Consider the following 23,729-nt stretch of genomic DNA (forward strand, 5'->3'; position numbering starts at 1 on the left):
CCTGCCGAAGTTCCGGGTAGGCTGCGTGGACAACGTCTCGCGCAAACAGGTTGCCGTTGCCGATCGCGATATAGAGATCGTCGAGGGAGGCGACCTTCAACGCCTTCAGCGCAGGTTCAAGGGCTTTTTCCGACCCATCCACCCCCGCCTGGCGGAACGCCTTGGTCAACTCGGCGCGGCCAGCATCCCGGCTCTGCTGGCGCTGCTCCTGGTGGATGAAGCGGCGAATACGGGCGCGCGCCTTGCCGGTGACGACGAAGCGCTCCCATTGCGGTGACGGCGAGCCACCGCGCGCCGTCATGATCTCCACCTGGTCGCCGTTCTGCAGATGGTGGCGCAGCGGCATCAGCCGCCCGTTGATCTTGGCGCCGACGCAGGTATCGCCCACCTGGCTGTGCACCGCGTAGGCGAAATCCACCGGGGTCGCGCCGCGCGGCAACTGGATCAGCTGCCCTTTCGGCGTGAAGCAGAAGACCTGGTCCGGATACAGTTCCAGCTTGGTGTTGTCCAGGAACTCGTCCGGCGCGTCCGAATTGTCCAGGATCTCCAGCAGGTCCTGGACCCAGCGAAAGCGCTGCACCTCGCTGCCATCGACCTTCTTGTCCGGCCCCTTGTAGACCCAGTGCGCGGCGACGCCGTTCTCGGCCACGTTGTTCATGTCGAGCGTGCGGATCTGCACCTCGATCTTCTGGTTGCGCGGCTCGCGCAGCGTCACGCCGGTGTGCAACGACTGGTAGCCATTCGATTTCGGCGTCGAGATGTAGTCCTTGAACCGCCCGGCTATCACCGGATAGGCGGAATGGACCGCGCCAAGGGCGGCGTAGCAGTCGGCCTTGGTGTCCACGACGATGCGGAACGCCATGATGTCGGAGAGCTGCTCGAACGCCACGTTGCGGCGGTGCATCTTCTCCCAGATCGAGTAAGGCGACTTCTCCCGCCCCGTCACCTCCACCACATGGACATCGGCCTGCTTGCAGATGCGGGTCAGGTCGCGCCGTACCTCATCGATCACGTCGGCGCCCTGGCCGCGCAGGAAGTTCAGCCGCGCCTGGATGGTGGCGTAGGCTTCCGGTTCCAGCTGCTGGAAGGACAGCGTCTGCAATTCCGTCTTCAGCGCATCCATGCCGATGCGCTCGGCGAGCGGAGCGTAGATCTCCATCGTTTCCCGCGCGATGCGCTTGCGCCGTTCCGGCTCGCGCACGAAATGTAGGGTGCGCATGTTGTGCAGGCGGTCGGCCAGCTTCACCAGCAGGACGCGGATGTCCTTGCTCATGGCCAGCACCAGCTTGCGGAAATTCTCCGCCTGCTTGGTCCGGTCGGACTGCAGCTCCAGCCTTGTCAGCTTGGTGACGCCGTCCACCAGGCCGGCGATCTCCTTGCCGAATTTCGCCTCCAGCTCGCTCAGCCTGACCGAGGTATCCTCGATCACGTCGTGCAGCAGCGCGGTGACGATCGAGGCGACGTCCAGATGGTAGCCGGCCAGGATTCCGGCCACCGCGATCGGATGGGTGATGTAGGGATCGCCGTTGTCGCGACGCTGCAGGGCATGCGCTTGGGTCGCCATCGCCAGCGCGGCGTCGATCGGGCTGGTATCCGCCTTGGGATCATAGGCCCTGACCTGGCGGGCCAGCTGGCAGGCCGGGCCGGAAGCCTTGCCGCCTTCCGTCCTTTCGGCCACCACCATGTCGGCGCCGCCGACGGATGCGGGCGTGGGTGGCGTGTCGTCTCTTGGCGTGTCGTTCTTGCGCCGACCCGTCCTGGCCGGCACCGGCTCGGCAGCCATGTGTCCCGCCGCCTGCCCGATGGGCGCGTCGGAAAGATCCGCGCCGGACCGTGCGGGGGCCGGCGCGGATCGTGTCACATCGCCGCCGAACCCCGCCTGCTTCACTGGGGGCTACCGCGGCGACCGTCCGCCGAGTTCCGCGGCGATCGCGGCTTCCATATCCTCGGGCGACATGTCCTCGTTCTCCACCGGCAGGCCGGCGGCCTCTTCCTCGGCGCTGACATCCTGCAACCCGAAGATGTTCTGGTCGGTCGGGATCAGGTCCAGCACTTCCTCGTCCGCCGGTTCCGGCTCCGGCGCGCGAGACAGCGACTTGATCAGATCCTGCTCGATCCGCTGCAGCTCGATCGTCTCATCGGCAATCTCCCGCAACGCCACGACCGGGTTCTTGTCGTTGTCGCGATCCACCGTCAGTTCCTCACCGCGGCTGATATTGCGTGCGCGCTGTGCGGCGAGCAAAACGAGCTCGAACCGGTTGGGAACTTTCTGAACGCAGTCTTCGACGGTAACACGCGCCATACGCACAACTCCACGACGGGTGGGGAGCCGACCATGTAAGCGGCTCCCCAGGCCGATGCAAGGCATAACGTTGCAGGGCAGCAGCGCGACGGATAGGGTGCGCGGCATGGCGTCCCACGCAATAGTCGCGGTGGCATGAGCGCAGCGGTCATGGCGTGCATGCTCGCCGCCGCCGCCTTCCACCACCTGCCCCCGCGGGTCCTGCCGTCGATCCAGGCGGTCGAGGGCGGGAGGGTCGGCATGGTCAGCATGAACCGCAACACGACCGCCGACCTCGGCCTGATGCAGGTGAACACCATCTGGGTCTATCCGCTGGCGCGGGCCACCCGGTTGCCGACGTCCACCGTCTTCACCCGCCTGCGCGACGATGCCTGCTTCAACATCTATGCCGCCGCCGCGATCATGCGGGTCTATCTGCATGAGGCACGCGGCAACGTCATGACGGCGATCGGCTACTATCATTCCCATACGCCGACGCTCAGCGCCGATTATCAGCAGAAGGTCATCGATGCGGCGATGAACCTGTATGCGCACCCGTCACCGGTGACGAAGGCCTCGCCCGCGCCGCCCGCACCGCGCTGACCGCCGGCACCGGCCGTACCGGTCGAGGCCGGAACAACCGTGGAGCAGAGCGGCCCTGGGAGCGGGCAGCCACGGGACAGGGCCGCCACGGGACAGGGCCGCCACGGGACAGGGCGGCCACGGGACAGGGCGGCCACGGGACAGGGCGGCCAGACCCAAATGGCATGCCCAGACGGCATGCCCCAGACGGCATGCCCCAGATGGACGGCCACCGCCAAACCGGACGATTTTTTGGCCGTGTGGTTCATTGAAATTGCTATGAGACCACAAGAGAAAGTTGCATCATACCGGCCATCCACTACTGATCCGGTTGTGACGTACCATCCATGAGACCGGCTTCGAGGAAACAGACATGAGCAGCGTGCTACCGGCCGGGCATCGCCGTCCCTGGTCTCCTTGCCTCCTCACGCTCGTTGCCCTTGTCACACTCGGACCAGCCGCCGCGCTGGCACAGGGCGCGGCGGCGGCTCCCGCCGGCACGACCGCCAGCCCGGGAACGCCGCCCCAGATCGACATGGGGCTGCGCTTCGGCCTGGAACCCGGGGCGCTGGACATCCTGCGCGCGACCGGCGCCAGGCTGGCCGCCGCGAAGACCCTGAGCTTCTCCGCCCTCGCCACCTATGAAAGCACCGCGAGGACGGGCCAACCCCTTGCCTACACCACGTTGTACCAGGTGGTCCTGGCGCGGCCGAACAGGCTGCGGGTCATCAGCCCGGGCGATGGGCCGGCGTCGGAATTCTACTACGACGGCAAGACCATGATGGCGTTCGATCCGAAGGCCGATCTGGCCGCGGTCGCGGCGGCGCCGCCCACGATCGATGCCATGCTGAAGGCGGCGTTCGACACCGCCGACATCTACTTCCCGTTCACCGACCTGATCGTCGCCGACCCGTACAAGGGCATCACCGATGGGTTGAAGGTGGCCTTCGTGGTCGGCCGATCCGCGCTGGTCGGCGGGACGATCACCGATATCGTCGTGCTGGCGAATGACCGCGTGCAGATCCAGCTTTGGATCGGCGCCGAGGACAGGCTGCCGCGCATGGCCCGAGCCACCTTCTTCGATGAACCGGGTCACTATCGCCATCAGGTCGCGTTCTCCCGCTGGCGCATCAATCCGCCGGTGCCAGCCGGCACCTTCACCTCGGTGAAGGCCGCCGCGGCCCGGCGCATGGCATTCGCAGCCCCCTCGGCGACCACGCCCGCACCGGCCGCGACGCCCCCCGTGCCGGCGACGGCACCCATGCCAGCGACGGCACCCATGCCCGCGACGGCTCCGGCGACGGTCGCGTCTCCCGCCGCGGAAGGACACAAGCCATGATCGCGCCGAAGCACATCGGCCTGTCCGCCGCCGCGGCGGCGCTGCTGGTGGCCGTGATCCCGCCCGCCTGGGGATGGGTTCATGCCGGCGCCTGGGGCGGGCGCGCAGCGGGCAGTGGCGGCAACTGGCACTACCAGGGCTACCGCGGCGGCACCGCATCCGGCGGCAGCGGCTCCTGGAACGCCACCGGCTATCGCGGCGGCACCGCGTCCGGCGGCGACGGGTCATGGAATGCGACCGGCTACCGGGGCGGTACCGCGTCCGGCGGCGATGGGTCCTGGCACGCCAATGGCGCGTCCGGCGGCACGGCATCCGGCGGCGACGGGTCCTGGCACGCGACCGGCCCCGGCGGCACCACTGCCTATGGCGGCTATCAGGGCGGCAGCAGCTACTATTACGGTTACCATCCGCCCGCCGTGGTCAACAGCTACAGCACCAATTGCTACAATTGCGGCGGCTGGAATGCCGGGGCCGCCTGGGCGGCCGGCGTCACCGCCGCCGCCGCGGGAGCCGCCGTGGGCGCCGCGGCGGCCAGCGCCTCGGCGGCCAACGCCTACGCGGCCGGCGTCGCGGCCGGCTATCCGATCAACGACATCGTCATGGCCCTGCCCCCCGGCTGCGTCTACATGCCTGTTGGCGGCCTGGCCTATTACCGGTGCGGCGCAAGCTGGTTCGCCCCCGGCTACGGCGCCGGCGGCACGTATTACCGCGTGGTGCCGGCACCCTGACCACCCGCTGACGCGTGGGCGGGCGTCGGAAAAGCATCCGTTGAGGTCTGAACCCGCGGCCCAACGCCCCCCGTGCCCGTGCCGCCCGATGCGCCCCCGAGAGGAGGCAAGCGATCAGGTGCGGTAGCTGTCGTCGATCCGGTCCAGCTTCCGCATCAGCGCGGCGAATTCGATCTCGCCTTCCGCCTCCGGCTGCATCGCCTGGTAGCTGTCCAGGTCCTGAGCCGACTGCTCCGCGACCGGCTGCGACAGAACGTTCAGCGTCCCGGCCGCGGCGGCGTCCACCTGGACCTGGCACGCCCGTTCCAGCCGATACAGCCGCAGGAAGCAATCAGGCACCGACCGTCCCACCACCAGCAGGCCGTGGTTCCGCAGGATCATCGCCTTGTTCGCGCCGAGGGACTGAACGATCCGCTCCCGCTCATCCAGCCGCAGGGAGGCACCTTCGTAGTCATGGTAGGACAGGCGGTTATGGAAGGCGGACGCGAACATCGAGATCGGCAGCAGGCCATCCCGCAGCGCCGCGACCGCCATGCCGGCCCTCGTGTGGGTGTGCATCACCACAAGGTTCTCGGCGGAACGTGTCATGTGGATCGCTGAATGGATGACGAAGCCGGCGAAGTTCACCGGATGCACGCTATCGACCACATTGCCGTCGACATCGACCTTCACGAGGTTCGAGGCGGTGACCTCATCGTAGTTCAAACCCCAGGGATTGATCAGGAAATGGTCCTGTGGACCTGGAACACGCGCCGTCAGGTGACCGTAAATCTGCTCCGTCCAGCCGAAATGGTCCACCGCCCGATAGGCGGCCGCGAGCTGCACCCGCATGTCCCACTCCGCCAGGGACATGCCGTTGCGGCCGGCGATGGCCTCACGATCCGCCTCCAGCACCGTCATGGTCATGCGCATCCTCCCGCTCGGCGGCCTCGATCGGCGCCCGTGCCACGTCGGCGAAGACCATAGCCATGCGCCGCCAAAACGGCTACCCACCCGTCCCGCCGGCCACCCTGCGGACCGCGTATCGGCCGGCCGTCCCGGGGACCGGATCGCGGGACCGGATCGAGCGCCATTCGACCGCCCGCCAGAGGAGCCGACCAAGATGACGCTGTCTCCGTGTCGTGCCGTGATCGCCGCCGCGCTGCTGGCCGCGCTACCGGCCCAGGTTCGGGCGGACCCGCAGGCCCCCCGGCTCCCTCGGACATCCGCGTCCCGGGCATCCGCATCCCCGGCATCGGCGCCCCTGGCATCGGCGCCCCTGGCATCGGCGCCCTTGGCATCGGCGCCCTTGGCATCCGCGACCCCGCCGGCGGCGGAACCGGCGGCAGGAACCGCGGCGTCCGGATCCCCTGCATCGACAGCTCCCGCATCGACAGCCCCCGCGGCGGCTGTGCCGGCGGCGGCGATACCTCCCGCGGCGACCACGGCGGGGCGGATGCCGCCAGACGCAGGGGCTTCGGCGGCGCCGGCCCCGGCAGAACCAGTTCCGGCAGGGTCGGCTCCGCCGCCAGCGGGCTCCGGACCGGCGGGCTCCGGATCGGCGGGCTCTGGAACGGCGTCGGGACTGCCGGCGCCGGCCGCCCGGCAACCGCCCGCCACTGCCGACCTGACAGCACCATCGGCCCCAGCGACCGCCGGCGCGTCGGCCTCGTCCCCGCCGACACCCCCGCCCGCCGGCGGCACCGCTGCCGGTGCCCCGACCGGGTCCGGAACGCCGCCGGTGCCGCCCACCGCTGCCAAGCCGGCGCTGTCATCCGCGCCCGCCACCACCCTGACACCGGTTTTCGGCCGCTATGTGCGCGACCTGGAAGGCGACAAGGTTGGCCGGGTGTGGGACGTGCTGATCGACAGCAAGGGCGAGCCGCGTGCCGCCGTCATCGACTATGGCGGCGTGCTGGGTGTCGGCAAGCGGAAGGTGGCGGTCGACTGGTCGGCGTTGCGCTTCGGCATGGCCGATCCGAGCGACGATGTGACGGTGGCGCTGACCAGCCAGCAGATGGGCGAGATTCCCGAGTACAAATATGATGACGGCAAGGTCACGGTCGGCAAACCGGAACACGCCCCGTGAGATCGCCGGCAACCGTTCCGACCGCCGATCCAGGCAGCATGCGCGGGCTGGACGGCGTCAACTTCTTCACCGCATCGGTGCAGACCGGCTTCGGCGCCTTCGTCGCGGTGTACCTGACCGAGAACCGGTGGACGCCCGCCCAGATCGGCTTCGCCCTGACGATCTCGACCATCTGCGCCCTGGTCAGCCAGGTGCCGGCGGGCGCGCTGGTCGACAGGCTGCCCGACAAGCGGCGGGCCATCCTCGCCGGCATCATCGCGGTTGGCTTCGCCGCCCTTCTGCTGGCCGCGACGCCGACCGAACCCCTGGTCTATCTCGCGGAAGCGCTGCAGGGCCTGGGCAGTGCGCTGCTCACGCCGGGTATCGCCGCCACCAGCCTGATGGTGGCCGGCCAGAACGCGTTCGGCGAACGGGTCGGCCGCAACGCCCGCTATGCGTCGATCGGCAACGGCCTGACGGCTGGCATCATGGGGGCGGCGGGCTCCTATGTGGCGCCGGTCGCGGTGTTCTGGCTGACCGCGTTCCTGACCATCCCCGTCCTGCTCTCGCTTTTGCCGATCCGGCCCTCCCGCACCGGCGCCGTATCGGCGCGGGAGGAGCCGCCGGCGCCGACATGGGCCAGTTTGCGGGCCTTGCTGGTGGACCGCCGGCTGATCGTATTCTTCGCCTGCATCGTGCTGTTCTTCCTGTCGAGCGCGGCGATGCTGCCGATCGCCGCCACCGGCGTCACCCAGCGCCATCCCAGGCTCGCCGACGCGATCATCGCGGCCACGATCCTGCTGCCGCAGGCCGTCGTGGCGGTCATGTCGCCCTGGATCGGACGCACGTCGGAACGCGCCGGACGGCGCCCGATGCTGTTGCTGGGCTGGGGGCTGCTGCCGCTGCAGGGCATTCTGTACGCCACGCTGCCGGGACCGCTCGCGCTGACCCTCGGGCAGGCCATCGGCGGCGCCAGCGGCGCGGCCTTCGGCGTGATGATGACGCTGGTGGTGGCCGACATCACCCGCGGCACGAACCAGTTCAACCTGACGCTGGGTGCGATGGGCGTCGCGATCTCGGTCGGTGCGTCGCTCAGCACCAGCTTCGCCGGCCTGATCGCATCCCGTTTCGGCGATCAGGCGGCGTTCCTGGCGCTTGCCCTGGCCGGGCTGTGCGGCGTGCTGCTGCTGCTGGTCGGCATGCCGGAGACCCGATCGGCAAGCACAACGGTCCCGCTGCCGGTGCCGGTGTCCGCCGAGTAGGGCGCGGCCGGATCAGGCGCCGCCCAGATGCGCCTCGATGTCCAGGCCTTCGCCGATCGGCCGCAGCACGACGCATGCCGGATCACCCCGTGTCACCTGGAACCGGGTGTCGGCGCCATCGCGCCAGAACCGGATATCCAGCACCTTGCGGCCCAGCCGCAGATCGATCAGCGTGACGTCGGGCAGCCAGTCGGGCAGCGAGGGATCGACATACAGCTCACCCTTGGGCGCGTTCGGACGGATGCCCAGCATGGTCTGCAGCAGGATGAACGGCGTGCCGGCGGCCCAGGCCTGTGGCACGTTCGCGCCGACATATTGCACCGGGAAGTTGTCCTCCGTCCGTTGCAGCCCCGCATACAGCTCCGGCAGCTGGTTCGTCAGGAAATGGCTGGCGGCGTCGCTGATGGAGCGCGCCACCGCGGCCGCCTCGGCGGCGTAGCCGTAGCGCCGGAAGCCGGCGGCGATGATCGCGTTGTCATGCGGCCAGACGGCGCCCGTCTGATAGTTGTACGGGTTGAACGATTTATGCAGCGCCGACAGCGTGCGGATGCCCCAGCCCGACCACATGTCCGCCTGCATCAGCCGCGCCACGACACGACCCGCACGCTCCTTCGGTACGATGCCGGACCACAGCAGGTGGCCGATATTCGATGCCAGCGAGAACACCGGCTTCTTGTCGCCATCCAGCGTGTAGGCATAGATGCCCAGCGACTCGTTCCAGAACTCTTCGTTAAATTTTCGGAACAAGCTGGCAGCTCTGCCGCGCAGGTGCCGCGCCGCGTCATGACGGCCGATCTGGTCGTAGATTTCCGCCATGCGCAGCCAGGCATCGTAGACATAGCCTTGCAGTTCGCACAGCGCCTTCGGCCCCTTCACCACCGTGCCGTCCTCATACATGACGGAATCGCCGGAATCCTTCCACGCCATGTTCTCATAGCCGGCCGTGGAGCGGGTCTCGTACTCCTGGAACCCGTCGCCGTCGCGGTCGCCATACTTGTCGATCCAGCTCAGGCATCCCTCGGCGGTTCGCAGATGGCGTTCGATCAGGCTGGCATCCCCGGTCGCCCGCCAGGCGGCGTGCAGGGCGATCAGGTACAGCGGCGTCGCGTCGGCGGTGCCGTAATAGGGCGTGTGCGGAATCAGGCGGAAATGCGCCAGCTCGCCATAGCGCAGCTCATGCAGGATCTTGCCCGGCTCGGCGTCGCGGTAGTCATCCCGCTCCTGCGCCTGGTGCGCGCCCAGCACGTCCAGCGCGCCACGCGCGAATTCCGGGTAGACCAGCATCGTCTGCAACGAAACGATCAGGGTGTCGCGGCCGAACAGCGCCACGAACCAGGGCAGGCCGGCAGCCGGAATGAACGTCATATGGTCGGTGCCGACGATCGGCAGGCGCAGCGCCGCCATGTCGGCGACGCCCTGGGTGAAGCTGCGGTAGAATTCCTCGTTGCTGGTACGAATCTTCAGCACGGTGCGCCGCCAGGCTTCCAGCGAGTCCGACAGCTTCGTCTCCTTGCCGGATCCCAGGCATTCGTGCGGCGCCGGGTATTTCCTGTCGCCGTCGAACAGGTCGTACAGCAGGCAGGCATGCCAGGTCTCATCCGGGTTCAGCGATACCTCGAACGTCAGGCGGCCATTGGCATAGACGGTGCGCGCGCCGGTCGGCTTCGAAGTCACCACCACCTCGCGAGAGAAATCGCGATTGCGGTAGCTCAGCCGCCATTGCTGGCGCCCCTCGTTCCAGCTGCTGGCGATACGCCCGCGGCGGACGATGCGGTTGCTCTTGACCTCGAAGATATCGGCGAAATCGCCGCGCAGGGCGACCTCGAGGTTGAAGCGGACCGCCTTGCCGGAGTGGTTGGAGATGTCGATGTCCTCATGCACCCCGCCGTCGACGTGGCGGCTGAGCGTGAGCCCCAGGGTGCGCGCGGCGATCGGCCCCTCCTCGGTCAGAAAGGCCCGGTTGGTCTGAAAGATGCGGGCGCCGTAATAGCTGATCGCGCCGCCGTTCAGCAGGTCCCACGGCTCGCCGTTGGCATACAGGCTCCAACTGCTGATGATCCGCGTGTCGAGGAAGTACAGGCCTTTGTCGCTGGGCCAGTTGATCTGGCCATCCTGTTCCGTGATCAGCACGGTCTGGCCCTGATGGATCGAAATCTGCGGCGGACCGACCTGGACCTTGAACGCCATCGTATCTTCCCTGTCTCGTGGCTCCGCGCGTCAGCCGGCGCGCATAAGCGATGCTTGTGTCCGCCGCGGAAACCTCACGACACGTCGTCGTGGTCGGCCGGTCGCGTCCCGCCTTTTTCCAGGCGGGCGACATGGCCTGTCGCGCCGATCGCGCGGTACAGCGCCAGCGCGGCATCCTGGTATCGGACGGCCGCCTCGGCGTCGCCCAGCGCGGAGGCCAGCCGGCCGCGCAGCTCCAGCACCGTCGGCATCAACGACCGTCCCTGAATCGACGCCAGCAGCTCATCCGCTCGATCCAGGGCTGCCTCGATCTCGGCCTGCGGTGGCGGCCCGGCCCGGCTCAGCAACACCTGCACCAGGGAAATCTGGGACTGAGCCTCAAAATACGTGCAGCCGCCCGCCCGCCCGGCAGCGATCCCCTCCCGCGCCGCCGCTTCGGCCTCACCGCGCTCACCCAGCGCCAGATGCGCCTCGGCCAGCAGCGCGACGACCACCGGCAGCATCGCCGCGCCGGCGCCGCGGTCGCGGGCGATTTCGGCGCTGATCAGGAAGGCATCGCGGGCCGGCCGCGGCTCGTCTGCCGCTAGGTGGGAATTGCCGAGCGAGAAATGCGCCAGGCAGCGGGCCAGATCGGTCGACAGCTGTTCCGCCAGCGCCGCATACCGGCGGCTGAACGACAGCACCGGCTTGGTGCCGCCGCGCAGGTAGTTCAGCCAGGTGTAGACATGCAGGCTCCAGCCCAGGACCTCTTCGTCGCCCGGCGCCTCGGCGACGCGGATCGATTCCTTGCCCTGCGCCTCGGCCTCATCCAGGCGGCCGAGGAACATCAGGCCGAAGGTGCGCGCGGCCAGCGCCGCGGCGCGCGGGCTGTAGCCGGTGACCTCCTTGCCCAGCGCGCTGTCGGAGCCGGTGCGCGACAGCACGCGGTTGGACCATTCCAGCGCCTTCGCGCCGTCGCCCTGGAAGACGTAGCCAAAGGTCGGCCAGATATCGATGCCGGCCTGCAAGGTCGGGTTGCCGGTCGCGGCGGCGATATCGGCCGCCTCGACCGTGTAGCGGACATAGTCGTTGGCGGAGCCGGCGACCGACATCCGGACGACGCCATAGACACCCAGCAGAACGGCCAGGCGCACGCGGTCGCCGAGTTCCTCGGCCAATGCCCGTCCCTGCTCGAACACCTCCGACGCCTCGGTCTCTCCGAACCCGGCCCGCCAGCCCAGGGTGAGGATCTGCTGGCAGGCGGTCAGCAGCAGTTCCCGCCGCTCCGCCGCATCGGGGACCGCCGGGGCCAGCGCCCGCACCCGCCGCCAATGCCGCAACCCTTCGCCGGGATCCGTCTGTCCGGCCCATTGGGCGGCGCGCTTGTGCCACCGCGCGGCCTGGGCGCCGTCCCCGGCCTCGTCCCAATGCAGCGCGATTTCCGCCGCGCGCTCATCCAGGTTGGCGATGCTGGCCTCCAGCGCGCGCGCCACGGCGCCATGCACTTGCTGGCGGCGGGTGCGCAGCAGCGACTGCTGCGCCACCTCCTGCGTCAGGGGATGCTTGAACGCGTATTCCACGGTCGGCCAGACTGCCGTCTCGAACAGGAACTCCGCAGCCTCCAGCGCCGACAGCGATTCGTCCAGCGCGGCCACGCTCTGCAGCACATCCCGCTCCGGCCCCGCTCGGCCAGGCACGAGGTCCATCCGCTCCGACATATATTCGAGCACGCGGCGCAGCAGCATCTGGTCGAACTTGTTGCCGATCACCGCGGCGCGCTGCAGCACCTGCTTCTCCCGCTCCTGCAACCGGTCGATGCGGGAGGCGAGCACGGCATGCACGCTGGCGGGAACGTTCAACGAGGTCAGCGGCGTGTTCAGCTTATAGGCAGGCCGCTTGCCCTGCAGATGCCCACTCTCCACCAGCGATTGCAGCACCTCCTCGACGAAGAAGGGATTGCCCTTGGTGCGGTCCTGGATCAGTTCGGCCAGCCCCGCCACCGTCGGGTCCTCACCCAGATGATCCCGCAGCAAATCCTGCACCGCGCGCGGGCCTAGCGGCTGCAACGGCACGTGCTGGTAATACGACCGCCGCAGCCACCGCACCTGGTATTCCGGGCGGAAATTCACGATCAGCAGATCGTGCGTCGCCGGCATGGCGTCGACGATCGTGTCCAGGAACGCGTCGCTGGCGCCGTCGAACCAGTGCAGGTCCTCCAGCAGCACGATACGGCGCGACTCCGGACGGCTGAAGGACGGATCGTGCATCACCCGCTTGACGACCGCGTGAATCCGCTTCTGTCGTTGTTCCGGATCCAGCGGCGGCGACGGATTGTCCGGATCGGGCACGCCGAACAGGTCGAACAGGACCGGCAGATCGGCATAGTAGGTGTCGTCCATGGCCAGCAGCCGCCGCGTGATCTTCTCGCGCGCCGAGGCCGGTGCGTCGTCATCGGCGATGCCATAAAAGGCACGCCACAGCTCCAGCATCGGCAGCAGCGGGATCGCGCGGCCGTGCGGCACCCCGCGCGCCTCCAGCACCGAGTATCCCTCCGCCCTGCAATGCTCGATGAATTCGGCGCACAGACGCGACTTTCCGGCACCGGCCTCGGCCATGATGCCGACCACCTGGCCGCTGGTCCGCGCCCGCTCCAGCGCGCCTTCCAGGATCGCCGTCTCCGGCGCGCGGCCGACAAAGGCCGACAGCCCGCGGGCGCGGGACTGGTCCAGCCGGGTGCGGAACCGGCCCAGCCCTTCCAGGTCGAACAGGCGGATCGGCGCCGAGGCGCCCTTGACGCGGACCTCGCCCAGGTCCCGCAACTGGAAATAGCCGTCGACCAGCCGAGCCGTGTATTCCGAGAGGCAGATGTGACCGGGCTGGGCGAGGGATTCCATGCGTTGCGCCAGCCCGACATCATGGCCGAAGGGGGCGAAATCCAGGCTGAGATCGTCACCGATCTTGCCGATCACCACCTCCCCCGAATTCAGACCGATGCGCACGCCGAAATCCACCCCGTAGCGCGCCTTCACCTCGGCCGCGTAGTTGGCGACCGTGTCCCGGATCTGGATCGCCGCCAGGCAGGCGCGCTGGGCATGGTCTTCATGCGCGATCGGGGCGCCGAACAGGGCCAGCACACCGTCGCCGGTGAACTGGTTCATCGTGCCCTCGAACCGGTGCACGCCATCGGCGACGATCTGGATATAGTCCTCGATCAGGCTGTACCACTGCTCCTGGTCCAAGGCCTGGGCCATGTCCATCGAGCCCTTGATGTCGATGTGCAGGATGGTGATGTGCTTGCGCTCACCTTCCATCTCGGCGCGTACCTGCCGGACCCGGTCGGCCAGGTATTTCGGCGGCTTCGGCATGGGTGGCGGTTGCGGCGGGGCGGCTGTGCCCACCGCGAGCACCGTCCCGCACTCGCCGCAGAACCGGTCCCCCGGCTCATTCTCCGCGCCGCAGGCTGTGCAGCGGAGCGTAAGCCGGGCGCCGCAGGACGCGCAGAACTTCCGCCCCGGGCGATTTTCGTGCGCGCAGGCTGAACAGCGCATGCCGCTCCTTCGCCGCCATCACGCAGAACCACCCGCGACACGCGGGTGGCGCTTCGGCGAACCGTTTCAGAGATACTAGCTGACCGGTAGGATAGGCGTCATGCGTTTCGCCGTCTATCCGACGGTAACCGAAACCTGGCTCTCATGGCCGGAACCGGATCGAGGTATCGCGTCCGCAGGGGCGGTACCCCCGCAGGGCCGCGCCGTCGCGTCTCCTGTCGCATCCCCTGTTGCCCAACGACGGGAAGACACTACGTTGCCTGCGTTGCGCCGCAGCAGGCGCGCCAAAAAGGGTTGTCCATCTGATGCGTTCGCCTGCTCTGCCGCGTGCCTTCGTCCCGCGCGCCCTCGCTTCGCGCGCCTTTGGTTCAAGCGCGCCCGCTTCGCGCGCCCTGAGCATGGCGCTTGCCGTCCTGCTCGCGTCCTCAACCGTGTCCGCCTTTGCCCAGACGGGCGGCGGCCCGCCCTCGGTCGGCGTCGTGCGGGCGGAGCCGACAGCCATCACGGAAACCGCGGAGTTCGTGGGCCGCATCCAGTCGGTCGACCGTGTCGCGCTGACCGCTCGGGTGACCGCGTTCCTCGATGATCGGCTGTTCAATGAGGGCGCCGAGGTCAAGCAGGGCGACCTGCTGTACCGGCTGGAGCGCGCCCCGTTCGAAGCGGCGGTTCAGCAGCAGCAGGCGGCGGTGATGGATGCCGGCGCCAGGCTGGCGAATGCGAGCATCCAGCTGGCCCGCGCGCAGTCCCTGCTGAACACGCCGGCCGGCCAGCGCTCCAACTACGATGACGCCGTCGCCGCCCAGCGATCGGCCGCCGCGCAGGTCCAGTCGGCCGAGGCGCAGTTGAAGCAGGCCCAGATCAATCTGGCCTATACCGAGATCCGAGCGCCGGTCGGCGGCAAGATCACCCGCACCAACATCTCGGTCGGCAACGTCGTCTCCCCCAGTTCCGGGGCGCTGGCGACGATCTTCAGCCAGGATCCGATGTACGTGACCTTCCCGGTGGCCTCTCGCGTATTGGCCGATCTGCGGAAGCGCTATGCCGAAAAGGGCGGCATGAATGCCGTGGTGGTGAAGCTGCGCCTGCCCAACGGCACGGCGTACGGCCCCGAGGGCAAGATCGACTATGTCGAGCCGACCGTGTCGGCCACCACCGATACGGTGCTGATGCGCGCGAAAATCGCCAATCCCCCGACGCGCGAGCCGCAGCCGGGCCAGCCGGTCGAACGGCCGCTGATCGATGGCGACTTCGTGACCGTCACCGTCGCGGGAATCGAGCCGATTACCGTGCTGGGCGTCCCGCGCCGCGCGGTGCTGTCCGATCAGCAGGGCAACTACGTCTATGTCGTCGACAGCGATAAGAAGGTTCAGATCCGCCGCGTCCAGCTGGGCCAGTCTACACCGGCCACCGCCGTGATCGCCAATGGCCTCAAGGAAGGCGAGATGGTGATCGTCGACGGCATCCAGCGCGTCCGTCCGGGGATCGAGGTCAGCGCCGGCCCCGCCAGCCCGCCCCCGCAAGCGCCGAATGCGCCGGCGAATACATCACCCAGCGCGCCGGCCAATGCGCCACCGCCGGCCAATGCGCCATCCAAGACGCCCGCTACGAGCCACTGACGCATGATCTCCGGCGTTTTCATCGACCGGCCCCGGCTGTCGATCGTCATCGCGGTGCTGCTGACCCTTGCCGGCAGCCTGGCGCTGATGCGCATCCCGGTGTCGCAGTTCCCCGATATCGTGCCGCCGCAGGTGACGGTGTCCACCACCTTCACCGGCGCCTCGGCGGCGGTGGTGGAAGCCACAGTGGCCCAGCCGGTCGAAGCCGCCGTGGTCGGTGTCGACCGGATGATCTACATGAAGTCCAACAGCGCCAATGACGGCAGCTACTCGCTGACCGTCAGCTTCGAGCTGGGGACCGATCCCGACATCGACACCGTCAATGTGAACAACCGGGTCCAGCAGGCGCTCGCCCGCCTGCCGACCGAGGTGCAGCGCTACGGCGTCACGGTGCGCAAGCGCTCCTCGGCGATCCTGGAATTCCTGCAATTCTATTCCGAGGGCGGCAAGTTCGATCCGCTGTTCATCAGCAACTACGTCACCATCAACGTGCTGGACCGGCTGATGCGCACGCCCGGCGTCGGCGATGCGAGCCTGTTCGGGCGGCTGGACTATTCGATGCGCATCTGGTTCGACATGAACCGGCTGACCGCGCTGAACCTGACCCCGGCCGACGTCATCTCGGTGATCCAGTCGCAGAACGTCCAGGCCGCCGTCGGCCGCATCGGCGCCCGGCCGACATCGGATCAGACACAGTTCCAGCTCAGCGTGCAGACGCAGGGACGGCTGACCACGCCGGAGCAGTTCGGCGACATCGTCATCCGCGCCAATCCGGACGGGTCGGTATTGCGGATTCGTGACGTCGCGCGGACGGAGCTGGGCGCGGCCAACTCGGACACGTTGAGCAGGCTGAACGGCAACCCGGCGGTATCGATCGGCATCTACCTGGCACCCGGCGCCAACGCGGTGCAGACCTCGGCCCGCGTCCAGGCGGCGCTGGACGAGTTGTCGACGCGGTTTCCGGACAGCCTGAAGGCACGGGTGTTCTACGACAGCTCCACCTTCGTCTCGGCGACGATCGAGGAGGTGGTGAAGACGCTGCTGATCGCCTTCGTCCTGGTGGTGGCCGTCGTGTTCATCTTCCTGGGCAGCGTCAGGGCAACGATCATTCCCATGCTGGCCATCCCGGTCAGCCTGATCGGCACCTTCGCCGCGCTGCTGATGTTCGGAATCTCGGCCAACACGATCTCGCTGCTTGCCATGGTGCTGGGCATCGGCGTGGTGGTGGACGACGCGATCGTCGTGGTAGAGAACGTCGAGCGCGTGATGGAGGAGGATCACAGCCTGACGCCGGCCGAGGCGACCAAGCGGGCGATGAACCAGATCACCGGCCCGGTCATCGCGATATCTCTGGTGCTGCTGTCGGTGTTCGTCCCGGTGGCGTTCCTGCCTGGATTGACCGGCACGCTGTTCCGGCAGTTCGCCATCACCATCAGCGTGTCGATGGTGATCTCGGCGACCATCGCCCTGACCCTGTCGCCGGCGCTGTGCGCGCTGTTCCTGCGTCCGGCCGGCAAGCGGCACGGCCCGATCGGCTGGATGCTGACCGGCATCGACAAGGTGCGTGACGGCTACAGCGCCGTGGTCACCCGGCTGCTGCGCGTATCCATCCTGGCGCTGGTCGCCGTGGCCGGCTTTGGCATCGGCATCGCGCTGCTGGGCAAGATCACCCCCACCGGCTTCCTTCCCGAAGAGGACCAGGGCGCGGTGTTCACCGTGGTGCAGCTGCCGGACGGCGCCTCGGTCGCCCGCACGCGCGCGGTGGTGGAGCAGGTGGAGAACCTGATCAAGCCGATGCCGCAGGTGGAGGCGGTGCTATCGATCGTCGGCTTCTCCCTGCTGGACGGCGGCAATCAGCCGAACGCGGCGTTCATTGTCACCCGGCTGAAGCCGTTCGAGGATCGCGTCGGCGCCGCCAACGGCATCCAGGCGGTCCTTGGCCATATTTTCGGCGCGGTGCAGCAGATTCGTTCCGCCGTCGTCTTTCCCTTCAACCTGCCGCCGATCATCGGCCTGTCGACCAGCGGCGGCTTCGAATACCAGCTGGAGAACCTGGAAGGCCGTCCGCCCGAGGAAATGGCCAGCGTGATGCAGGGCCTGATCGCCGCGGCGAACCAGGACCCGCGGCTGCAGCGCGTATTCTCCACCTTCACCGCGTCGAACCCGTCGATCTGGCTGGCGATCGACCGCGAGAAGGCCCAGGCGCTTGGCCTGTCGATCTCCAACGTCTTCAACACGCTGCAGGCGACTCTGGGCGGCTTCTACGTCAACGACTTCAACCTGTTCGGCCGGACCTGGCAGGTGAACATCCAGGGCGAGGCGGCCGACCGCAGCGATGTCAGCGCGCTGAACCGGATTTATATCCGCAACCAGACGGGGGAGATGGTGCCGCTGCGCGCCATCGCCGATTTCGAGATCCAGCTGGGACCGCAGGTCATCAGCCGCTACAACAACTACCGGTCGGTGACGATCAACGGCAGCCCGCGGCCCGGCGTGTCCTCGGGCGAGGCCCTGATCGCGATGACCGAAATCTCCAAGCGCACCCTGCCGCCGGGCTATTCCTTCGAATGGACGGGCACGGCCTATCAGGAACGCGAGGCCACCGGCCAGACCGGTCCGGTGCTGGGACTGGCGGTGCTGTTTGCCTACCTGTTCCTGGTGGCCCTGTACGAAAGCTGGATGATCCCGATCCCGGTGCTGCTGTCGGTGACGATCGGCGTGCTGGGGGCGTTCTGCGGCCTGCTGCTGTTCGGCCTGCCGCTGAATCTGTACGCCCAGATCGGCATGGTGGTGCTGATCGCGCTGGCGGCGAAGAACGGCATCCTGATCGTGGAATTCGCCAAGGAGCAGCGCGAGGCCGGCCTGCCGATCCGCGAAGCCGCGGCCCTCGGCGCTCGGATGCGGATTCGGGCGGTGCTGATGACCTCGATCGCGTTCATCGCCGGCCTCATCCCGCTGGTCTGGGCCGAGGGCGCGGCGATGCTGAGCCGCCGCGCGGTCGGTACGGCCGTGTTCGCCGGCATGATCTTCGCCAGCTCGATCGGCGTGTTCCTGATCCCGATGCTGTACACCGATTTCCAGCACGTGCGGGAATGGACCAAGCGGAAATTCGCGCACAGGCGCCACCCGCCGACACAGCCCCCGACGGACACGCGACACACGGTTATTGACGGCCGAGACGGGGACGGCCGAGACGGGGACGACCGAGACCGGGACGACCGAGACCGGCACGACTGAGACCGGTCGGCCGCCGTTCGTCTTGGCTGTTCGTCTTGCCTGCCTGTCTTGTCTTGTCAGGGATATCAACTTGTAGTAGAAATGCATGGTCTTTATACATCCAATGGTCGCCGATGCCCGCGCCGAACGCCGTCCCGCCGAACGCCGTCCCTGAAACGATCCTCGCCATTGTCGTCAGCCTGCTGACGCCGCTGTTCCTCGGCGGCGCCACCGGCAACACGGACCCCGCCATTGCCCGGATCGCCGCGGTGCAGGCCTTGCAGGGTTTCCATCCGCGCTCCACCTGGGAAGCCTTCACCGCCCTGCGTATCCTCGGCTTCTCCATGGCCGCCGCCGCGTCCCTCAACCTGTCGATGGGCCCCGGCTTGTCGGACACCGCCGCCAGGCGGTGGCGTTCCAACGCCAACGCGCTGCAGCGCTCCGCCGATCGTGGCCAGGATCGGTTGGACAAGCACCGATCCCATCCCGAGGAGCATCCTCCCGAGGTGGATTCCGACGCCGAGGCCGCGGCCACGCACCTGGCAGCCGACATCAACGCTCGGATCGAAGCCGCGCTTGCACAACTGACAGTTGAGGTAGAGGGCACGCAGCCCGCCGCCGCGACGTCCGGTCCGGTCCAGGCCGCCACCGCCTGCGACGCCCAGCCGGTCTCCAGCACCGCGTCAGCGGCACCCGCCGGGTCCGGTAAATCGGGTGTTGCGCCAGTGGCGGCGGGTGCTGCGACAGTGGCGGCGGCGAGCGCGGCGACCCCAGCCATATCGGGGCCGCACGGCCGAGCAGCGGCGTCCCGCTCTGCTCCCACGGTGCTGGCGGATGGACGACAGCCGATCGACCCGATCACGCTGGGCGAAGGGATCGCCGCCGCCGCCACTGCCTTCACCGGAGAAATGCCCTATCTGCCGGTGTCGGAGCAGCGGAGGCACCAGATGCGGCTCAATGCGCTCACCAGCGTTTCGCTGCAGCAGGGTCCGCCGTTCGATCCGGCCGCCATGCCACGGTTCCGGCTGCCGGCCACGGCTGAAAAGCGGCCCTGAACACATCGGCTTAGCGAACACGTCGGCTCAGCCGGCGGCTTACTCCCGTCGCGCGTCCCGTTCCGCCTTGGCCGCGCGCTGGCGCAGCGCGTCGTAGATCGGGGCATTGCCCAGCAGGGTCGGCACCAGCATGGCGGTGAAACAGGCCCCGACCATCGGCAGCAGCAGGGTGACGCTGCCCGTCATCTCGGTGACCAGGATGAGGCCGGTGACAGGGGAGCGGACGATGCCGGTGAACAGCGCCGCCATGCCGACCAGGGCGAAACCGACCGGCTGGATGGTCTGGCCCGGCAGCAGCATCTGGCAGATCAGCCCGAACATCAGCCCAAGCTGGGCGCCCAGCGTCAGCAGCGGCGCGAACAGGCCGCCCGGGGTCAATGCCGCGTATGATGCCGCACTGAGGATGAACCGCGCGGCGAAGGCCGCCGCGACCGGCGTCAATGGTCCAGCCGTTCCGGACAGCACCGACTGGGTGATCGGGTCACCGCCGCCAACCAGCCACGGATAGAACCATGCCAGCACGCCGGCCCCGGCCCCGATCAGGCCGGCACGGACCTCCACCGGGACGCGGCGCAATGCCTCCCCGGCGGACAGCCCGCCGAGCAGCGTCGCGTTGTAGACCACCCCCGCCAGGCCGCAGACCAGCCCCAGGCCGAGATACAGCATCTGGGTCGCCAGCGCGGGATAATGCAGCGGCAGCACCGTGAAATCCGAGTGGTCCCCGAGGATCAGCCGCGCGACGGAGATGGCGGTGAACGAGGCAGCCAGCGCCGCGATGGTGATCCGCGGCTCATAGCGCTGGACCAGTTCCTCCAGCACGAAGATCGCCCCCGCCAGCGGCGCGTTGAACGCGGTTGCCAGGCCAGCCCCCGCCCCCGCCGCGATCAGCGCCCGGCTGTCGGGGAAGCCGCGGCGGAACACGCGGCCCATGAACGTCGCCACGCCGGCACCCATCTGCACGCTGGGCCCCTCGCGGCCAAGCGCCAGGCCGGCCCCGATGGCCATGACGCCGCCGATGAATTTCACCGGCACCAGCGCATACGGCGCCGGCGCGCTCTGCCGGTGCAGCACAGCCTCCACATGGGGAATGCCGCTGCCCGAGGCTTGCGGCGCGTATTGGCGCACCATCCAGGCTGCCCCGGCACAGCAGGCCGTGCAGCCCCCCACCACCGCGGCGAATCCCAGCAATGGCTGGCCCGCCGTCCACCGGCCATGCCCCCATTCGATCGCCAGTCCGCGCAGAACGTCCGCATGATTCAGCGCAAGGCGGAAACAGGCGGCGATCAGGCCGGTCGCGGCACCCACCAGCAGCGCGAGGAGTGTGAGCAGCGCCAGTTTTCCCTCGGCGTCGGTGACCTGCCTGGCCAGGGAGGATCGATCGGTCAGCGGCCCGGCCCCTCATGCGCGTGGGTGATGCCGTCCTTGTGTAGCAATCATGCCGGCAGAGCGCGAGCGTGGATGAAAACGTCTTCCCGCCCTCGGCGTTACTCCGCCGGCAACAGGGAGCAGAGCCATGCCACGTGGCGACAAATCGGCCTACACCGACAAGCAGAAGCGGCAGGCGGAGCATATCGAGGAGAGTTACGAAAGCCGGGGTGTCCCCGAGGGCGAGGCGGAGCGTCGGGCCTGGGCGACGGTGAACAAGGAAACCGGCGGCGGCAAGAAGTCTGGCAGCGGTCGCGGGAAGCCCATGAATACCGCCCCTTCCCGCAAGGGCGGCCGGGCCGGCGGCAAGGCATCCGCGGCGCGCCCGGCGGCGGAACGGTCGGCATCGGCAAAGAAGGCGGCGGCGACGCGTAAGCGCCGGGCGAGCTGAACCCGATCCGGCCCTGTTTGCCCAGATCGGTGTTTGCTCAGGTCGGTCGGGCCGCGGCGCGGTTGAGAGGCGGCAGGCCGGTCAGAACGCGCCGCAGACCGGCACGGATGCCATCCCGACCAGTTGCTGATGAAACCGCCGCTGATAGGCGGCGCGCACGCGGTTGACGGCGGCCAGGCTATCCGGCGTGTCGGGCAGCACGCCGAGAATGACAATGGAGGGCTCGCGCCCGGTCTGCCCGGTCATCGGATTCCTCCAGGCGCCAGTGCCGTCCAGCACGGTATAGCCTGCCGGCAGGTTGGGGGTGACCGTGTCGTCCAGGAACCGGTCCCAGTCGTCGGCGGACACCGTGCCGCCGCCGGGGATCGAGCGGCCAAAGAACAGGTCGAACATCCGCATGGGCGTCCCGAGACCGGGCGCGCAAGCCGTGGTGCCGGACGTCCGGGCGGCGCATCCGGCCAGAGATGCGACGAGCACCAGCAGGAGGCAAACGGCGCCGGTGCCGGGCATTTTCATCATGAAAACCCGCCGCGACACGGACTTCGTAGTGGTGGGCTTGCCATCATCTTGCCGCCTGGGGGATCTGGCCGCCTGGGATCTGGCATCCCCGGATGGCAGGCCGGCACACGGCCGGATGCCATGGCGCACGGGCGATCGCGGCGGCTGCTTCCGCGCGAGAGCATGGTGTGCCGGCGCCTTCTCCGAATGCCACGGTCCGCCACGACCACGATGAGAGGTCCTCCCGGCCGGAAAGGCCATCAGGGGCGGATGCCACGGCGTGCGCCACGCCACGAGGCGCTATCCGAATACCCTCCGGCCCCGCTTCCATGTCCCGACGACCACACCTTCCAGCGGCCGGCCGTCGAACGGCGTGTTCTGCGCCTTTCCGGGGAGCTGGCCGGCAGAGACCTTCCAGATCCGGTCCGGTGCGAACAGGCACAGATCGGCCACCGCCCCCTTGGCGATGCGACCGGCCTCGACACCCAGCAGCGCCGCGGGTTTCGAGGTCAGCAGCTCGATCGCGGCCGACAGGCCCAGACACCCGTTATGCACCTGGGCGAGGGTGACGCCGAGCAGCGTCGCCAGACCGCAGCCGCCAGGCGCGGCGAGGGCGAAAGGCAGGCGCTTGTCGTCCGCATCGCGCGGCTGGTGATCGGACGCAACGGCGTCGATCGTTCCATCCGCCAACCCGGCGACGATCGCCCTGCGGTCCTGCTCCTTGCGCAGCGGCGGCGACAATTTCGAAAAGGTCCGGTAATTGCCGATCGCCGTCTCATTCAGGTCGAAATAGGGTGGCGCCGTGTCGCAGGTTACCGCCAGGCCGCGATCCTTCGCCTGCCGGATCAATGCCAGCGCCTCGCCGGTGGAGACATGGGCGAAGTGCACCGCCCCGCCGGTGAGTTCCACCAGGCGGATATCGCGCGCCACCAGGATAGCCTCGGCGGCGGCGGGAATCCCGGGCAGGCCCAGCCGTGTGGCCTGCTCGCTTTCCGTGGCGCAGCCGCCGGCGGCCAGGGACGGGTCCTCGGGATGCTGCACGATGCGGGCGCCGAAGCCGCGGGCATAGGACAGCGCCAGCCGCATCAGCCGGGCGGAGCCGACCGCCTTGGTGCCGTCGGTGAAGGCGACGGCCCCGGCCTCCCGCAGCAGGCCGATTTCGGCCAGTTCCTCGCCGCGGCAGCCGCGGGTGACAGCGCCGTACGGCAGGATCGTCACGCTGCCCGTCTCCTCCCCGCGCGTGCGCAGCAGGTGCACCAGGGCCGGATCGTCGATCACCGGGCTGGTGTCGGGCAGTGACGCCAAGGTGGTGATGCCGCTGGACGCGGCGGCCAGGGCGGCGGACTCGATCGTTTCCCGATATTCGAAGCCGGGCTCGCCCAGCGCGGCCCGCATGTCGACCAGACCGGGACACAGCACGAGGTCGCGCCCATCGACCTCGGTGGCGCCGTCCGGCCGGCCGAGGGCTGCGCCGACATCGGCGATCCGGCCGTCCCGCGCCAGCAGATCACCGACCAGATCGACGCCATCGGCCAGGATACGGGCACCGCGGAACAGCGTGTCGGGGGTCATCCG

17 protein-coding genes and 1 pseudogene are annotated in these 23,729 nt (G+C 68.6%); 9 read left to right on the forward strand and 9 right to left on the reverse strand.

Annotated features, from left to right (window positions below):
• Together VHC04_RS13670 and rpoZ are read right to left on the reverse strand one after the other, a co-directional pair.
• The coding region (locus VHC04_RS13670) for a RelA/SpoT family protein (protein ID WP_325682455.1) at positions 1-1,684 on the reverse strand (1,684 nt) is incomplete at its 3' end.
• Between the two features lie 210 nt (positions 1,685-1,894).
• Complete coding sequence (gene rpoZ / locus VHC04_RS13675) at positions 1,895-2,302, reverse strand: DNA-directed RNA polymerase subunit omega (protein WP_325682115.1); 408 nt, start codon at positions 2,300-2,302, stop codon at positions 1,895-1,897.
• 135 nt (positions 2,303-2,437) lie between these two features.
• Between rpoZ and VHC04_RS13680 the strand changes: the two genes are divergently transcribed.
• From VHC04_RS13680 to VHC04_RS13690, 3 genes are all read left to right on the forward strand, one after another.
• Positions 2,438-2,884: a lytic transglycosylase domain-containing protein gene (locus tag VHC04_RS13680; RefSeq protein ID WP_325682117.1), complete on the forward strand. Its 447-nt coding sequence runs from the start codon at positions 2,438-2,440 to the stop codon at positions 2,882-2,884.
• Between the two features lie 352 nt (positions 2,885-3,236).
• The gene (locus tag VHC04_RS13685; protein ID WP_325682119.1) at positions 3,237-4,202 is read left to right on the forward strand and encodes a DUF2092 domain-containing protein; all 966 of its coding nucleotides are present in this window, start codon (positions 3,237-3,239) and stop codon (positions 4,200-4,202) included.
• Complete coding sequence (locus tag VHC04_RS13690) at positions 4,199-4,930, forward strand: hypothetical protein (protein ID WP_325682121.1); 732 nt, start codon at positions 4,199-4,201, stop codon at positions 4,928-4,930. The genes VHC04_RS13685 and VHC04_RS13690 overlap by 4 nt, the downstream gene beginning before the upstream one ends.
• 114 nt (positions 4,931-5,044) lie before the next feature.
• Here the strand turns inward: VHC04_RS13690 and VHC04_RS13695 are convergent, their stop codons facing one another.
• Positions 5,045-5,836 (reverse strand): class II aldolase/adducin family protein, encoded by a 792-nt coding sequence (locus VHC04_RS13695; protein WP_325682123.1) that lies wholly within the window; start codon positions 5,834-5,836, stop codon positions 5,045-5,047.
• Between the two features lie 814 nt (positions 5,837-6,650).
• Here VHC04_RS13695 and VHC04_RS13700 point away from each other — a divergent pair.
• Complete coding sequence (locus tag VHC04_RS13700) at positions 6,651-6,998, forward strand: PRC-barrel domain-containing protein (RefSeq protein WP_325682125.1); 348 nt, start codon at positions 6,651-6,653, stop codon at positions 6,996-6,998.
• A complete protein-coding gene (locus tag VHC04_RS13705) occupies positions 6,995-8,239 on the forward strand; it encodes an MFS transporter (protein ID WP_325682127.1) in 1,245 nt (414 codons plus the stop codon). Before VHC04_RS13700 ends, VHC04_RS13705 begins: the two co-directional genes overlap by 4 nt.
• A 12-nt stretch (positions 8,240-8,251) precedes the next feature.
• Here the strand turns inward: VHC04_RS13705 and VHC04_RS13710 are convergent, their stop codons facing one another.
• The 3 genes and pseudogenes from VHC04_RS13710 to VHC04_RS23070 all read right to left on the reverse strand — a co-directional run.
• Positions 8,252-10,426, reverse strand: a complete 2,175-nt coding sequence (locus VHC04_RS13710; RefSeq protein ID WP_325682129.1) for a glycogen debranching N-terminal domain-containing protein — start codon at positions 10,424-10,426, stop codon at positions 8,252-8,254.
• A gap of 74 nt (positions 10,427-10,500) precedes the next feature.
• Entirely contained in the window at positions 10,501-13,770 is a 3,270-nt protein-coding gene (locus VHC04_RS13715) for an ATP-binding protein (RefSeq protein ID WP_325682131.1), read from the reverse strand.
• Between the two features lie 42 nt (positions 13,771-13,812).
• Positions 13,813-13,953, reverse strand: a pseudogene (locus VHC04_RS23070) (zinc-ribbon domain-containing protein); the annotation flags it as partial.
• Positions 13,954-14,351: 398 nt separating this feature from the next.
• Between VHC04_RS23070 and VHC04_RS13720 the strand changes: the two are divergent.
• The 3 genes from VHC04_RS13720 (at position 14,352) to VHC04_RS13730 (ending at position 19,840) form a co-directional block, all read left to right on the forward strand.
• The gene (locus tag VHC04_RS13720; RefSeq protein ID WP_325682133.1) at positions 14,352-15,569 is read left to right on the forward strand and encodes an efflux RND transporter periplasmic adaptor subunit; all 1,218 of its coding nucleotides are present in this window, start codon (positions 14,352-14,354) and stop codon (positions 15,567-15,569) included.
• A 3-nt stretch (positions 15,570-15,572) separates the two neighbouring features.
• Positions 15,573-18,806, forward strand: coding sequence for an efflux RND transporter permease subunit (locus tag VHC04_RS13725; RefSeq protein WP_325682135.1), 3,234 nt, complete (start codon positions 15,573-15,575; stop codon positions 18,804-18,806).
• A gap of 113 nt (positions 18,807-18,919) precedes the next feature.
• Positions 18,920-19,840, forward strand: coding sequence for a hypothetical protein (locus tag VHC04_RS13730; RefSeq protein ID WP_325682137.1), 921 nt, complete (start codon positions 18,920-18,922; stop codon positions 19,838-19,840).
• Between the two features lie 39 nt (positions 19,841-19,879).
• On the opposite strand, the gene clcA is transcribed toward VHC04_RS13730, so the two are convergent.
• On the reverse strand, positions 19,880-21,226 hold the full coding sequence (gene clcA, locus VHC04_RS13735; protein WP_325682457.1) for a H(+)/Cl(-) exchange transporter ClcA: 1,347 nt from the start codon (positions 21,224-21,226) through the stop codon (positions 19,880-19,882).
• A 127-nt stretch (positions 21,227-21,353) separates the two neighbouring features.
• On the opposite strand from clcA, the gene VHC04_RS13740 reads away from it, so the two are divergent.
• A complete protein-coding gene (locus tag VHC04_RS13740; RefSeq protein ID WP_325682139.1) occupies positions 21,354-21,656 on the forward strand; it encodes a plasmid stabilization protein in 303 nt (100 codons plus the stop codon).
• 81 nt (positions 21,657-21,737) lie between these two features.
• Here the strand turns inward: VHC04_RS13740 and VHC04_RS13745 are convergent, their stop codons facing one another.
• Both VHC04_RS13745 and VHC04_RS13750 read right to left on the reverse strand, forming a co-directional pair.
• Positions 21,738-22,049 carry a DUF3574 domain-containing protein gene (locus tag VHC04_RS13745; protein WP_325682141.1) on the reverse strand — a complete coding sequence of 104 codons (312 nt, stop codon included), beginning with the start codon at positions 22,047-22,049 and terminating at the stop codon, positions 21,738-21,740.
• 405 nt (positions 22,050-22,454) lie between these two features.
• Positions 22,455-23,726 (reverse strand): dihydroorotase, encoded by a 1,272-nt coding sequence (locus VHC04_RS13750; RefSeq protein WP_325682143.1) that lies wholly within the window; start codon positions 23,724-23,726, stop codon positions 22,455-22,457.
• Positions 23,727-23,729: the final 3 nt, after the last annotated feature.

The sequence above is a fragment of the Rhodopila sp. genome (assembly GCF_035548095.1).
Taxonomy (GTDB): domain Bacteria; phylum Pseudomonadota; class Alphaproteobacteria; order Acetobacterales; family Acetobacteraceae; genus Rhodopila.

What these genes read in the sequence shown, in the direction of transcription:
- rpoZ (WP_325682115.1), bottom strand. Translation starts at nt 2,302, where the DNA reads ATGGCGCGTGTTACCGTCGAAGACTGCGTTCAGAAAGTTCCCAACCGG.
- VHC04_RS13680 (WP_325682117.1), top strand. Translation starts at nt 2,438, where the DNA reads ATGAGCGCAGCGGTCATGGCGTGCATGCTCGCCGCCGCCGCCTTCCAC.
- VHC04_RS13685 (WP_325682119.1), top strand. Translation starts at nt 3,237, where the DNA reads ATGAGCAGCGTGCTACCGGCCGGGCATCGCCGTCCCTGGTCTCCTTGC.
- VHC04_RS13690 (WP_325682121.1), top strand. Translation starts at nt 4,199, where the DNA reads ATGATCGCGCCGAAGCACATCGGCCTGTCCGCCGCCGCGGCGGCGCTG.
- VHC04_RS13695 (WP_325682123.1), bottom strand. Translation starts at nt 5,836, where the DNA reads ATGACCATGACGGTGCTGGAGGCGGATCGTGAGGCCATCGCCGGCCGC.
- VHC04_RS13710 (WP_325682129.1), bottom strand. Translation starts at nt 10,426, where the DNA reads ATGGCGTTCAAGGTCCAGGTCGGTCCGCCGCAGATTTCGATCCATCAG.
- VHC04_RS13715 (WP_325682131.1), bottom strand. Translation starts at nt 13,770, where the DNA reads ATGCCGAAGCCGCCGAAATACCTGGCCGACCGGGTCCGGCAGGTACGC.
- VHC04_RS13720 (WP_325682133.1), top strand. Translation starts at nt 14,352, where the DNA reads ATGGCGCTTGCCGTCCTGCTCGCGTCCTCAACCGTGTCCGCCTTTGCC.
- VHC04_RS13725 (WP_325682135.1), top strand. Translation starts at nt 15,573, where the DNA reads ATGATCTCCGGCGTTTTCATCGACCGGCCCCGGCTGTCGATCGTCATC.
- VHC04_RS13730 (WP_325682137.1), top strand. Translation starts at nt 18,920, where the DNA reads ATGCCCGCGCCGAACGCCGTCCCGCCGAACGCCGTCCCTGAAACGATC.
- VHC04_RS13740 (WP_325682139.1), top strand. Translation starts at nt 21,354, where the DNA reads ATGCCACGTGGCGACAAATCGGCCTACACCGACAAGCAGAAGCGGCAG.
- VHC04_RS13745 (WP_325682141.1), bottom strand. Translation starts at nt 22,049, where the DNA reads ATGTTCGACCTGTTCTTTGGCCGCTCGATCCCCGGCGGCGGCACGGTG.
- VHC04_RS13750 (WP_325682143.1), bottom strand. Translation starts at nt 23,726, where the DNA reads ATGACCCCCGACACGCTGTTCCGCGGTGCCCGTATCCTGGCCGATGGC.